The sequence below is a fragment of the Kineosporia rhizophila genome, from assembly GCF_021277265.1.
Taxonomy (GTDB): Bacteria; Actinomycetota; Actinomycetes; order Actinomycetales; family Kineosporiaceae; genus Kineosporia; species Kineosporia rhizophila.
This window is the reverse complement of the sequence record NZ_JAJSOH010000001.1, coordinates 715,858-729,400: the sequence shown is the minus strand read 5'-3', so window position 1 is coordinate 729,400 and position 13,543 is coordinate 715,858. Positions and strand designations below refer to the sequence as shown.

Below are 13,543 nucleotides of genomic sequence, written 5' to 3'. Positions count from 1 at the left end.
GCACGAGTGGGGTTCGTCGGCAGCCCGGTGAGGGGCCGACGTAGAGATCAGAAGGGCGGTTCTTCCTGGCTGCCGCCGAAACCGCCACCGCCGCCGCCCGAAGCCGGGCCAGTGGCCCACGGGTCGTCGGCCGGGCCGGACTGGCCGCCACCGGAGTAGCCGCCACCGCCGCCACCGCTGTTGCCGCCACCACCGGAGTAGCCACCGCCACCGCCACCACCGAAGCCGCCACCACCGCCACCGCCACCGCCACCACCGCGCGAGGTCTTGTTGACCTTGGCGGTGGCGTAGCGCAGCGACGGGCCCAGCTCATCGACCTCGAGCTCGACGACCGTGCGCTTCTCGCCCTCACGGGTGTCGTACGTGCGGCTCTTCAGCCGCCCGGTGACGATCACCCGCGAGCCACGGGTCAGCGACTCGGCGACGTTCTCCGCCGCCTCCCGCCAGACCGAGCAGCGCATGAACAGCGTCTCGCCGTCCTTCCACTCGTTCGACTGACGGTCGAACGCGCGGGGGGTCGAGGCGACGGTGAAGTTGGCCACCGCGGCCCCGGACGGGGTGAAACGAAGTTCGGGGTCGTTCGTGAGGTTGCCGATCAGCGTGAGCGTCGTGTCGCCGGCCATGCGGTTTCTCTCCGGTCCTGCTGGTTGCTTCGTTGGGGGGTACCGGCCTCAGGCCCCGGTGAGGGCCACGTGGGCGGTGAGAAGGATCAGCGACCGCCGGGGCGGATCAGCTTCGTCCGCAGCACCGACTCGTTGAGGTTCAGCTGGCGGTCGAGTTCCTTGGCGTCGGCCGGCGTCGTGGTCATGTCGACCAGCGCGTAGATGCCTTCGGCCTTCTTCTTGATCTCGTACGCGAGCCGGCGACGGCCCCAGATGTCGACCTTCTCGACGGTCCCGCCACCCTTGCGGATGACGCCGAGGAACTTGTCGAGCGAGGGCGCAACGGTCCGCTCCTCGAGCTCGGGGTCGAGGATGACCATCAGCTCGTACTGACGCATGCGTAACCCACCTCCTTCGGTCTAAGCGGTCACGGTCTCTCCGTGACAGGAGGGCTAAAGCGTCGTCGGGATGCCGCTCACCCCAGGGAGCGGGGAGCACCGGCATCTCGATCGCCCAGCAGCGTACCTTCGTCAAGGCCGGTAGATGAAATTTCGTGGATTCTCAGCCCGGCCGTGGTGTCCGGAAGGTCGGGTGCGGGCTCCGGCGGGGTCGAGGTGGAGCGGTAGACCAGCACGCCCTGAACCCCCACCCAGGCGATCCCGGCCAGCCGCAGCAGCAGCATGATCAGGTAGAAGTGCGAGGGCAGGCCGCGGTTGGACGTGGTCTCGGCGGCGATGTAGAGCCAGATCCCGACGAAGTAGACCGCCTCGGTGCCGGCCCAGATCAGGTGGTCGCGCCAGCGCAGCCCGCTCAGGGCGATCAACGGCAGAAGAAGTAAGGACGACTGTGCGGGCAGGGATTTCGCGGTCAGCAGGACGACGGCGAGGGTTGCGAGCGAGGCGGGCGCCAGTCGGCGGGTGACCCACTCGGCCAGGTCGAGGCTCGGCGGCCGGCCGCCGGTGCGCAGGGGCGACAGCGGGGGCACCCGGAACACGGTGAAGCGGACCAGCAGCCCGGTGAGAACGATCAGGGCCAGCACCACCAGCACCGAAGTGGCGGTGCCGCCCAGGGCGTCGGCGTTGAACAACCACCCGAACAGCAGCTGGGCCAGCCGGCCGCCCCACGACGAGGCCGGTTCCGGCTCGGAGGCACCGAGAAGCTGCGGCACCAGCCACAACGAGCCGTAGCCGGGGGCGCCGTCGCGCCAGGCACTCACCATGTCACCGAACTGGCCGGTGAACCCGGGCAGCAGCAGGACCCGCACCACCAGCCAGGTGATCGCCGCGGTCCCGGCGAAGGTGACCGCGGCCAGGGCCCGGGGATCGCGACCGGCCTCGGCCGGGTGGGACGGATGACGGCTGCGCCAGAGCGCCAGAACGGCGGCGACCACTGCGACCACCGCTACCTGGGGGGCCGCCGAGATGCCCAGGCCGAGCAGCACCCCGCCGGCCAGCGCGCGGCTACGGGAGAGGGCGAAGAGCGCCAGGGCGAGGAGGGTGATGCCGAGGATCTGGTACGAGATCAGGCCGGCGGTGATCAGGACCGGGCTGATCGCCAGATGGGCCGCGTCCCAGCCGCGACGGCCGAGGGCGAAGGTGGTCGCAGCCACGCCGACGGCGAGCACGGCGGCCAGGAGCAGGGCGGTCAGGTCGAAGAAGCTGCGGTTGGCGCCCGGGTCGGCACCGTCGACGAGTCCGGAGGTGACCCACATCAGCAGTCCGGCCAGCGGGGGTTGCCCCAGCCCGCCGGCCGAGCCCAGGGCCTCGCTCAGACCCGGGCGGTGCGATCCACCCAGGCCGGAACTGGCGAAGATCACCGGGATGTCGCTGTAGCAGGCGTGCCAGAAGTGGTCGGGCGACGTCCACCCGGCCGCCCGGCAGTGCTGCTTCTGTACCAGTCCGGCACCGAGGACGGCCGCCGACAGCAGCACCAGAACCGTTGCAGCGCTCCAGAAACCGGTGGCGGTGGCCAGCCGTCGCCCGGCCGGGCCGCCGATCACCGGGCTCGCCGAACGCACCAGCGGATCGAGCCGGGAGGGCGCGTACACGCCCTCCCCGTCGTCTGTCTCGGCCGGCGTCTGCGACCAGCGCGGCGAGCCCGGCTTCAGGCTGGGCTGCCGGACCCGGCGGCCTGTCATCCGAACCCGTCGTTCCCCTCGTCGTCCGAATCCTCGGTCGGGAAGATCCCACCGTTGTTCGGATCCTCGGTGGGATCGACCTCGCCCTCGCCGTCGCCGACCGTCTCGGTCGGCTCCACCGACGGAGTTCCGGTCTCGGTCGGCTGCACCGGCTGGCTGGGCTGCTCGGTCGGTTCCATCGTCTGGGTCGGCTGAGCGCTCGGCGTCTCGGTCGGCGTCGGCTCCACGGTGACCTCGGGCGTCGGCGACGCGCTGACCACCTCGCCACCGTTGACCGGATCCGGGAACTCGATGACCTCTTTGCCCTCGAGCGCGTCGAGCATGAACGCGGTCCAGATGTCGGTAGGTACGGAACCACCGGTGACCTGGGGAAGGCTGGAGTCCCAGCCCTTCATCTGAGCCAGGCTCTGACCGTCCTTCTTCACCTGGTGCAGCCCCACCGCGGTGACCATCTGCGGGGTGTAGCCGACGAACCAGGCCGACAGGTTGTCGGTGGAGCTACCGGTCTTGCCGGCCACCGGCCGGTTGAGGGCCTGGGCCTTCTCGCCGGAACCCTCGGTGACGACGTGCTCCAGCGCGTAGGTGGCGTCGGCGACCACGCCCTCGTCGAAGACCCGCTCGCCCTTGGTCGCATCCTTGTCGGCCTTGAACATGACCTCGCCGGTCTCGACCTTCTTGACCGACTTGATCACGTGCCAGTCGCGATGAATGCCCTGCGCCGCCAGGGTGCCGTAGGCGCTGGCCAGGTCGATCGGGTGCACGCTGGTCGAGCCCAGCACGTTGACCAGGTTCTTCTGCAGGTCGTCGGACTCGGGGATACCGGCGTCGATCGCGGCCTGGCGCATCTTCTCCGGCCCGACCTGGTTGTTCATGTCGACGTAGACCGTGTTGACCGAGTTGGCCGTGGCCTTGACCAGGTTGATCCAGCCGTAGTCGGTGTTGCCGAAGTTACTGATCTTGCGCGAGTCCCCGGCGCCGCGGATCACCCGGCCGTCGTTGCCGTCGTAGTACGAGTCCAGGCTCACGCCGTCTTTGAGAGCAGCCAGCAGACCGAAGGCCTTGAAGGTGGAGGCGGCCTGCGCCCCGTCTTTCGTGGCCTGGTTCATCTCCTTGGTGATGTTCTTGCCGCCGTAGATCGACAGCACTGATCCATCGCGCGGATCGATCGTGGCCATACCGACCCGCAGGCCCTTGGGCGCGAAGTCGGGAGTCTGCTCCTTGACCGCCTTCTCGGCGGCCTTGACCAGCCCCTTGTTGAAGGTGGTGGTGACCTCGTAGCCACCGGTGGTGAGTTCTTCCTCGGGGATGCCGACGACCTCAGCCGCCTCTTCCTTGACCATCTCCATCAGGTAGGCGTTCTGCCCGGTGATCGAGGTGTCCTGCTTCTCCTTGATCACTTTGGGGAACTTCATCTCGGCGCGCTTGTCGGCGGCGAGCCAGCCCTCCTTGACCATGGCATCGAGCACTACGTTCCAGCGGAACTCGGCCCGCTTACGGCCCGCTTCGTCTGCACGCGGGTCTGCGTTGTTGGGTGAGTTGACGATGCCGGCCAGATAAGCGCCCTCGGAGATCGTCAGATCCCTGGACTCCTTGTCGAAGTACGCCTTCGACGCGGCCTGGATGCCCCAGGTGTCGCGGCCCCAGTAGATGGTGTTGAGGTAGCTCTCGAGGATCTCGGGCTTGCTCTTCTGCTGGCTGACCTTCATCGCCATCACGGCCTCGCGCATCTTGCGCTGGTACGTGAGCTCTTTCTGGTCGTAGATGTTCTTCACGTACTGCTGGGTGATGGTCGACCCACCACCTGTGTCGCCGCCGGTGACGGTGGACAAGGCAGCCCGGGCGATGGACGTCCACTGCACACCGCTGTTGGTGTAGAACGTGTTGTCCTCAGCAGCGATGACGGCTTGCTGAACGTGCTCCGGCACATTCGCCAGGTCGACCTTCTCGCGGTCCTGCACCTTCAGCTCGCCCAGCTCGGCCTTGCCGTTGGCGAAGAACACCGTGGTGGTCTGGGCGTTGACCAGTTCGTCCTGCGAGGTGGGCAGGCTCACCGAGTTCCAGAACCAGAACACCGCGCCCGCCACCATCAGCAGCCCGAGCGTGAACATCCCACTGATCAGCTTCCACGAGGGCAGCCAGCGCTTGACGCCGCGCTTGCCCCACCGCGGGTAGTTGATGAAGCGGTGATAGCCCTGCGGAGGCAGGTTTCCGCCACCCCCGGGCCCACGCGGGCGGGGGTTACGGCGAGGTGGTGCAGTGGTGCTGTCCAGCTGCTCGTCCTCCTGGCGACCGAACAGGCTCAGCGCGCCCGTGTCTGCCAGCAGACGACCGGCGCGGCTGTCCCGCAGGCGGTTCTGGGGCCGCCTGGCCGACGGCATCCCGTCCGGCGACTGTGCCGGACCGCCCATCTCGTCGTACGGCGACGCGCCGTACGCAACCGTGTGCGCATCAGAGTGATCGGCAGCGGAGGACGAAGAATAAGGATCGGCAGTACGCGAAGAGGGGCGCGGGGTGTGCGGGCCCCCGGCCGGGCGCATCGGCTCGTCGCGCTGGTACGGATCCCGGTCGTACGGGCTGGGGGCCTCGACCGGCCGTGAAGCAGCAGCCGAACGCGAAGAAGCCGCCGGGCGCGAAGGCGCAGCCGGCGGGCGGGAGTCAGGACGCGAAGAAGAGGAGTCGGGGCGCGAAGAAGAAGGGCGCGAGGGAGAAGGCGGCGCGACCGGAGCGCTGCGGTGCTCGGAGACCGGGCCGGAGGACCGGCGCCGACTGTCTTCCGGCGGCTGCGAGTACCGGGCGTCAGGCTGCTCGGGGCGGCGCGACTGCGAGGCTGACCGCCCGCCCAGCCCCTGACCCTGCCCGTTCTGGCCGTTGTTGCGATTACCGCCCAGCCCCTGTCGGGCCTGCTGGCCCTGGGCACCGAGCCGGCGCCCACCCAGACCGGGCTGGTTGTTGGCGCGCTGACCACCGGGGGTGTTGCCGAGACGGCGGCCACCAAGGCCGTTGGGTTCGCCCTCGGGCGAGCCTGAGCGGCCCCGGGATGGACCAGAAGGACGTTCCACGGTACTCGCTGCCCTCCTGTTCCGTACGCCGTGAGGCATTCGTCCGGTTGTCGGATCGCTTTAGTGTGCGGCGGCCCCCCACTTCTTCCCAAATCCGCCGGTGACGAGGGTAAGGGGTCGGACTGTGGGCCGTCTGCGCCCAGAGCGGCTTTGGGTGTGACCAACCTGGCTTCTTTGCCCACGTTGACTGTGATCCACCCGGCCTTGTCCCGGGGTTAACTCCGTCGTATCTTCATCTGGAAGCTCGGATATATCGCTCCGATACATTGGGTCGATGTAACGGACGCGGAAGACCCACCACACACCCGCACCGTCCGCTCGTGGAACAGGGAAGAGGAGGTACCGGCATGAGCCGTCGTCGCGGCGACGTCCTCGAGCTGGCCGTCCTCGGTCTGCTCCAGGAGTCCGGCCTGCACGGCTACGAGCTGCGCAAACGGCTCAACGCCCTGCTCGGCCCGTTCCGGGCGCTGTCCTACGGCACGCTCTATCCCTGCCTGAAGTCGTTGCTGGCCCAGGGGTGGATCCGCGAGGCCGGCGGCACACCGGTCACGGTCGAGACGGGCGCCCCGGCATCACCCCTGGGCGGCCGCCGCGCCAAGATCGTCTACGAGCTCACCGCCGAGGGCAAGGAACACTTCCAGTCCCTGGTCAGTCATCCCGGCCCCGCGGCCTGGGAGGACGAGCGTTTCGACGTCCACTTCGCCTTCTTCGCCAGGACCGACGCGGTCACCCGCCTGCAGATCCTGGAGGGCCGGCGCAGCCGGCTGGAAGAACGGCGCGAGGGCTACCGGCAGTCCATGCAGCGCAGCAGGGAACGTGCCGAGCAGTACACGCTCGAGCTCCAGCGGCACGGACTCGAATCCGTTGACCGCGAGGTGCGGTGGCTCTCGGAGCTCATCGACACCGAGCGGGCGAGCAACATGACCCACCCCCCTGACGACGGTGACCGGTAGCCGACCCCAGCCTGGCTCCCGCTCACCGATCACGATCCCGCTAGAACCAAAAGGAGAAACGCATGTCCATCCGCGTTGCCATCGTCGGCGTAGGTAACTGCGCGTCCTCGCTCGTGCAGGGCGTCCACTTCTACTCCGACGCTGACCCGCAGGGCACCGTCCCCGGTCTGATGCACGTCCAGTTCGGCGACTACCACGTGCGTGACATCGAGTTCGTCGCGGCGTTCGACGTGGACGCCAAGAAGGTCGGCTTCGACCTGGCGGACGCGATCAACTCCAGCGAGAACAACACCATCAAGATCGCCGACGTGCCGCCGACCGGCGTCACCGTGCAGCGCGGTCACACCCTCGACGGCCTGGGCAAGTACTACCGCGAGACGATCGAGGAGTCGCCCGAGGAGCCGGTCGACGTCGTCGCCGTGCTCAAGGAGCGCAAGGTCGACGTCCTGGTCAGCTACCTGCCGGTGGGCTCCGAGGACGCGGACAAGTTCTACGCGCAGGCCTCGATCGACGCGGGCGTGGCGTTCGTCAACGCCCTGCCGGTGTTCATCGCCTCCGACCCGGAGTGGGCGCAGAAGTTCATCGACGCCGGTGTGCCGATCGTCGGTGACGACATCAAGAGCCAGGTCGGCGCCACCATCACCCACCGCGTGATGGCGAAGCTGTTCGAAGACCGCGGCGTGGTGCTGGACCGCACCTACCAGCTGAACGTCGGCGGCAACATGGACTTCAAGAACATGCTCGAGCGCGACCGCCTGGAGTCCAAGAAGATCTCCAAGACCCAGGCCGTCACCAGCAACATCGAGCACGACCTGGGCGCCCGCAACGTCCACATCGGCCCGAGCGACTACGTGCAGTGGCTGGACGACCGCAAGTGGGCCTACGTGCGCCTCGAAGGCCGCGCGTTCGGCAACGTCCCGCTGAACCTGGAGTACAAGCTCGAGGTCTGGGACTCCCCGAACTCGGCCGGTGTGATCATCGACGCCCTGCGCGCCGCCAAGATCGCCAAGGACCGTGGCGTCGGCGGCCCGGTCGTCTCGGCCTCCGCCTACTTCATGAAGTCCCCGCCGGTCCAGGTCGAGGACCGTCAGGCCAAGGAAGACGTGGAGAAGTTCATCCGCGGCGAAGCCTGATCAGGGCACGAGCGGCCGGGCAGCGGAAACGCTGTCCGGCCGCTCGCTTTTGCGCCGCCCGAACCCGCGCCCTCCGAACCGGCGCTGCCCGAGCCAGCCGATCGCCAGTGCCGGCAGGGCGACCAGGGCGTTGAGCCAGACGAACAGGCCGACCACGATCTCCGGGTCGCTCTCGTCCATCCCGGCCGTCCAGATCTCGGTACCGGCCCAGACCGCCGCGCACACCGCGATCCCCACCAGGAAGAACCAGCCCGGCACCCGGTCGAGCCGCAGCCAGACGAGGCCGGCGCACGCGCCGAGGAAGACGGTCAGCGGCAGTCCGGCGGCCAGCAGCAGAAGCCCGAAGATGACGGTGTCCAGCAGCATGCTCACAACCGGAGCCTAGGGCTCGGGGATGCGAAAAACCCCGAAACCCAACAAAGGACGCCGGTGAGACTCGATCCCGAGTCCTCACCGACGTCCCCTGTCGGGTTCTACTGCAAGATCAGGCCTTCGTCACCGACACCGTGACCTCGACCTCGCCCACGATCCCGCCGAAGCCGCCCGACAGTGCGTCGGGGGAGCCGTCGGGGGTGTGCTCGGCCAGCTCGACGGAGTCGCCCAGCACCTCGCCGAGCACGAACTGCTCGTGCGCACGCACCGCGTCCAGCACCTCGGTGGGCGCGGTGAGCACCAGCCGGACCCGGTCGGAGATGTCCAGGTCGGCGTCGCGCCGGGCCTGCTGCACCACCCGGACCACGTCGCGGGCCAGGCCCTCCACCTCGAGCTCGGGCGTGACCTCGGTGTCCAGCGCGATGGTCACGCCGCGCTGGGTCTCCACCACCCAGCCGGAGCGCGGAAGCTCGGTCACCACAACGTCTTCCGAGGTGATGTCGACCGGCGAACCCTCGAACTCGACCTGCACCGCACCACTGGAGCGCAGGGCCGCCACCACGTCCTCGGCCGGCAGCGCCGACAGGGCCTTGGCCACCACCTGGGTCTGCTTGCCGAAACGCTTGCCCAGGGCCCGGAAGTTGGGCTTCACCTCGACGTCGACCACCGCACCGGCCGAGGCCAGGGTGTCGAGCTTCTTCACGTTCAGCTCTTCGGCGATGTCGTCGAGCAGCGCCTGGGAGAGCGTGACGCTGCCCGGAAGTCCGACGAACGCGGCCGAAAGCGGCTGCCGCACACGCACCTTGCTTGCCTTACGAGCGGCCCGGCCGGCTTCCACGGCGTTGCGGGCGAACCGCACCTCCTCCGAAAGCGCTGCGCTGATCCGCGATTCGTCGGCCACCGGCCAGTCGGCCAGGTGCACCGACTCGGGGGCGTCGGTGTTGCCCGGCCGCACGACGAGCTGCCAGACCTCCTCGGTGATGAACGGGACGATCGGGGCCAGCAGGCGGGTGAGCACGTCCAGGCACTCGTACAGGGTGACCAGGGCGTCCATGTCGCCCTCCCAGAACCGCTGCCGCGAGCGCCGGACGTACCAGTTGGACAGGTCGTCGACGAAGTCGCCCAGCACGCGCCCGGTTCCGGCGGTGTCGTAGTTCTCCAGCTTCTGGTCCACGTCACGGGCCAGGGCGTGCAGCTCACCCAGCACCCAGCGGTCCAGGGTGCTGCGCTCGCCCGCCGGCCGGGCGGCCGAGGGGTCCCAGTTCACGTGGCTGGCGTAGAGGCTGAAGAACGAGGCCGTGCTCCAGTAGGTGGACAGGAGCTTGCGGGTGATCTCGTCGAGCGGGCCCGGGCCCACCCGGCGCGGGCTCCAGGGCGAGCCGGAGCAGGCCATGAACCAGCGCAGCGCGTCGGCGCCGTGCGCGTCCATCAGCGGGATCGGCGCCAGGATGTTGCCCAGGTGCTTGCTCATCTTGCGGCCGTCCTCGGCCATGATGTGACCCAGGCAGACCACGTTCTCGTACGGCGAGCGGTCGAACACCAGGGTGCCCACGGCCATCAGCGAATAGAACCAGCCGCGGGTCTGGTCGATCGCCTCGCAGATGTACTGCGCCGGATAGCGCTTCTCCAGAGCCTTTTCGCTGCCCTCGACGTGCGGGTAGCCGATCGCCGCGAACGGCATCGCGCCGGAGTCGTACCAGGCGTCGATCACCTCGGGCACCCGCGTGCTGGTCTTCCCGCAGCCCTCGGTGGGGCAGGGCAGGGTGATCTCGTCGATGAACGGACGGTGCGGGTCCAGGTCGGAGAGGTCCCGGCCGATCAGCTCACCCAGTTCCCTGCGTGAGCCGATCGCCGTGACGTGCTCGTCCTCGCACCGCCACAACGGCAGCGGGGTGCCCCAGTAGCGCGACCGGGACAGCGCCCAGTCGATGTTGTTCTCCAGCCAGTCGCCGAAGCGGCCGTGCTTGATGTGCTCCGGGTGCCAGTTGGTCTGCTCGTTCTCCCGCAGCAGTTCCTGTCGCACGGTGGTGGTGCGGATGTACCAGGCCGGCTGCGCGTAGTACATCAGCGGCGTGTGGCAGCGCCAGCAGTGCGGGTAGGAGTGCTCGAAGCGCTGCGAGCGGTAGAGCACGCCGCGCTTCTTCATGTCCATGATCAGCGGCTCGTCGGCGTCCTTGAAGAACAGCCCGCCGACCAGCGGCACCTCGTCCTTGAAGTGACCGTTCCCGGCCACGGGGTTGACCACCGGCAGCTCGTTCGCCCGGGCGACCAGAAGGTCGTCCGCACCGAACGCGGGCGCCTGGTGCACCAGACCCGTACCGTCCGCGGTGGTCACGTACTCCGCGAGCACCACCCGGTGCGCGTCGGGGATCTCGATCAGATCGAACGGACGGGTGTAGCGCGCGCCTTCGAGGTCGCGGCCGGGGAACTCGGCGAGCACCTCGGCGTCCTCACCCAGCACAGCCGCCTGAAGCGGCTGGGCGACCACGAACGTCCCCTTGTCGTTCTTCGCCAGCACGTAGGTGACGTCCGGGTGGACGGCGACCGCGGTGTTGGAGACCAGCGTCCAGGGGGTGGTGGTCCAGATCAGCAGCTCGGCGTCGGCGTGCCCGGCCAGCGGCTCGACCAGCGGGAAGCGGACGTAGACCGAGGGGTCCTTGACGTTCTCGTAGCCCTGCGCGACCTCGTGGTCGGACAGTGCGGTGCCGCAGCGCGGGCAGTACGGGGTGACCCGGAAGTCCTCGCTCATCCGGCCGTCGTCGAAGATCTTCTTCAGCGACCACCAGACGCTGTCCACGTACTCCGGGGACATCGTCTCGTAGGGGTTCTCCAGGTCGATCCAGTAGCCCATCCGCTCGGTGAGCTTCTCGAACTCACCGACGTGACGGGTCACCGACTCGCGGCAGCGCTGGTTGAACGGCGCGATCCCGAACTTCTCGATGTCCGGCTTGCCGCCCTTGAGGTCGAGCTCCTTCTCCACCGCGAGCTCGACCGGCAGACCGTGGCAGTCCCAGCCGGCCTGGCGGGGTACGGCGTAGCCCTTCATCGTGCGGTAGCGCGGGAAGAGGTCCTTGAACACCCGGGCCTCGACGTGGTGGGTGCCGGGGGCGCCGTTGGCGGTCGGCGGGCCTTCGTAGAAGACCCACGGGGCGCCGTCCTTCGTGCGCTCCAGCGTGCGCTCGAAGATCCGGTTCTGCTTCCACCACTCGATGATCTTGTGATCCGTGGCGGGCAGATCGATCCGCGTGGGGAGGCCGGCGAAGGGGGTGGCGAACGTGGGTTCGGCCATCGGAAGGACTCTCCTCGTCACTCGCATGAGCTTTCGGGTCTCATGCGGGGACGAAGCACGTGGCTCCGCGGTACCACCCCGCTTGCACCTGTCCCGGGGGACGGATGCCGCTCGAAGACGCTGTGACGTGCGCCGAGGACGTCCGGGTCTAGTAGGAGGGCGGTTGGAACAGCCCTCTGTTCTTCCGGAGGCTCACCGGTGATGGCCGGGTCGAAGCCGCTGTTGTCAACTATACGCAGAGCGGCAAGTGGGAAGGCGACGACGCCAGCACTACAGTTGATGCGACGCATTTAAGGAATACACAGACTGGACTCATGATGCTTGACCGTCAGGTCATCGACTCCCTGTTCCCCGCCGACCTCCCCTCCCCGGCCGAGCTGGAACAGAAGTACCCGCCCCGGCAGCTGCCGGAAGGTGCGATGGTGACCCGGCTCGGCCCGTCCCCGACCGGTTCGGTGCACATCGGTGGCCTCTACGTCGGCATGATCAACAAGGACCTGGCCGGCCGCACCGGTGGCCACTACCTGCTCCGCGTCGAGGACACCGACCAGGCCCGTGAGGTCGAGGGCGCGGCCGAGCAGTTCACCCGGGCGTTCGAGTACTTCGGCGTCGAGCCGGACGAGTCGGCCCTGGCCGGCGGCGAGTACGGCCCGTACTTCCAGTCCCAGCGCGAGACCCTGTACCTGACCTTCGTGCGTGAGCTGCTGCGCGAGGGCAAGGCCTACCTGTGCTTCGCCACCCCCGAGGAGCTGGCCGACATCCGGGCCCGGCAGGAGGCGTCCAAGGCGCCGACCGGTTACTACGGTCGCTGGGCGATCTGGCGCAAGGCCGCCGACGAGGACGTGCAGAAGGCGCTGGACGAGGGCCGCCCCTACGTCGTGCGGTTCAAGGCCCCGGAAGACGGCGAGCGCCGGGTCAGCTTCGAGGACGCGATCCGCGGCAAGCTGCAGCACGAGGCGAACCGCAACGACGCGGTCATCCTGAAGAGCTCGTCCACCAGTCCGCGCCTGCCCACTTACCACTTCGCGCACGCCGTGGACGATCACCTGATGCGGGTCACCCACGTCATCCGGGGTGAGGAGTGGATCAGCTCGGTGCCGCTGCACCTGCAGCTGTTCGACGCGCTGGGCTTCGAGCGCCCCACCTACGCGCACATCGCCCCCCTGATGAAGATGATCCCCGGGGGCAAGCGCAAGCTGTCCAAGCGCAAAGACCCGGAAGCGGGCGTCGAGTTCTACATCGAGCAGGGCTTCCCTGCCCCCGCCGTGCAGTACTACCTGCGGGGTCTGGCCAACGGTCGGCTCGCTGAGCTCCCCCTGGACGAAGCCCTGCGTACCCCGCTCGAGCTGGACCAGTTCGGCGTCGCCGGGCCGCTGGTCGACCTGGTGAAGCTGGAGGGGATGAGCGCCGACTACATCGCCACGCTCAGCTCCGAGCAGGTCTACGAGCAGGTGCTGGCCTGGGCCGAGCAGTTCGACGCCCAGCTGGCCGAGGTGCTCAAGGCCGACCGGGACAACGCGGTGAAGGCGATCGGCGTGGAGCGCGAGGGCGTCGAGAACCCCCGCAAGGACCTGCGCAAGTGGTCGGACTTCGGCCCGCAGTACGGTTTCTTCCTGCCCGCGCTGTTCACCCCGGTCGCCGGTCCCGCCGACGAGCGGGTCGCCGGCCTGAACCTGGCGCCCGAAGTGGTCACCGCGTTCATGAACACGTTCGTCGAGGGCTACCAGCACCTGGACGAGCAGCCGGAGTGGTTCAACCAGATCCGGGAGGCGGCGGCCAAGAACGACTTCGCGCCCAGCCCGAAGGAGTTCAAGAAGAACCCCGACGCCTACCCCGGCTCGATCCGTGAGGCCTCGCAGCTCGTCCGGGTTGCGCTGACCGGTTCCACCCGCAGCCCCGACCTGCACGCCGTGGCCGTGGTGCTGGGTCAGGACGAGGTGCTGCGTCGCCTGCGCACCCTGGCCGGCTGAGTTTCAAAACCCTTCCAACAATGGACGT

General features: G+C 68.5%; 9 protein-coding genes. 3 read left to right on the top strand and 6 right to left on the bottom strand.

Going from position 1 to position 13,543, the window contains the following annotated elements:
* Positions 1 to 47: 47 nt before the first annotated feature.
* The 4 genes from LWF15_RS03320 to LWF15_RS03305 all read right to left on the bottom strand — a co-directional run bounded on the left by LWF15_RS03320 (position 48) and on the right by LWF15_RS03305 (position 5,798).
* Complete coding sequence (locus tag LWF15_RS03320) at positions 48 to 623, bottom strand: single-stranded DNA-binding protein (RefSeq protein WP_232808830.1); 576 nt, start codon at positions 621 to 623, stop codon at positions 48 to 50.
* A gap of 86 nt (positions 624 to 709) precedes the next feature.
* On the bottom strand, positions 710 to 1,000 hold the full coding sequence (rpsF, locus tag LWF15_RS03315) for a 30S ribosomal protein S6 (protein ID WP_232808829.1): 291 nt from the start codon (positions 998 to 1,000) through the stop codon (positions 710 to 712).
* 77 nt (positions 1,001 to 1,077) lie between these two features.
* Positions 1,078 to 2,739: a hypothetical protein gene (locus tag LWF15_RS03310; RefSeq protein WP_232808828.1), complete on the bottom strand. Its 1,662-nt coding sequence runs from the start codon at positions 2,737 to 2,739 to the stop codon at positions 1,078 to 1,080.
* Complete coding sequence (locus tag LWF15_RS03305; RefSeq protein WP_232808827.1) at positions 2,736 to 5,798, bottom strand: transglycosylase domain-containing protein; 3,063 nt, start codon at positions 5,796 to 5,798, stop codon at positions 2,736 to 2,738. The genes LWF15_RS03310 and LWF15_RS03305 overlap by 4 nt, the downstream gene beginning before the upstream one ends.
* Before the next feature lie 347 nt (positions 5,799 to 6,145).
* On the opposite strand from LWF15_RS03305, the gene LWF15_RS03300 reads away from it, so the two are divergent.
* Both LWF15_RS03300 and LWF15_RS03295 read left to right on the top strand, forming a co-directional pair.
* Positions 6,146 to 6,751 carry a helix-turn-helix transcriptional regulator gene (locus tag LWF15_RS03300; protein ID WP_232808826.1) on the top strand — a complete coding sequence of 202 codons (606 nt, stop codon included), beginning with the start codon at positions 6,146 to 6,148 and terminating at the stop codon, positions 6,749 to 6,751.
* A 62-nt stretch (positions 6,752 to 6,813) separates the two neighbouring features.
* Entirely contained in the window at positions 6,814 to 7,884 is a 1,071-nt protein-coding gene (locus LWF15_RS03295) for an inositol-3-phosphate synthase (RefSeq protein WP_232808825.1), read from the top strand.
* On the opposite strand, the gene LWF15_RS03290 is transcribed toward LWF15_RS03295, so the two are convergent.
* Entirely contained in the window at positions 7,885 to 8,256 is a 372-nt protein-coding gene (locus tag LWF15_RS03290; protein WP_232808824.1) for a hypothetical protein, read from the bottom strand. It abuts the gene before it with no gap.
* Positions 8,257 to 8,368: 112 nt separating this feature from the next.
* Positions 8,369 to 11,545, bottom strand: a complete 3,177-nt coding sequence (ileS, locus tag LWF15_RS03285; RefSeq protein WP_232808823.1) for an isoleucine--tRNA ligase — start codon at positions 11,543 to 11,545, stop codon at positions 8,369 to 8,371.
* 317 nt (positions 11,546 to 11,862) lie between these two features.
* Here ileS and LWF15_RS03280 point away from each other — a divergent pair, with 317 nt between their 5' ends.
* The gene (locus LWF15_RS03280) at positions 11,863 to 13,515 is read left to right on the top strand and encodes a glutamate--tRNA ligase (RefSeq protein ID WP_408622485.1); all 1,653 of its coding nucleotides are present in this window, start codon (positions 11,863 to 11,865) and stop codon (positions 13,513 to 13,515) included.
* Positions 13,516 to 13,543: the final 28 nt, after the last annotated feature.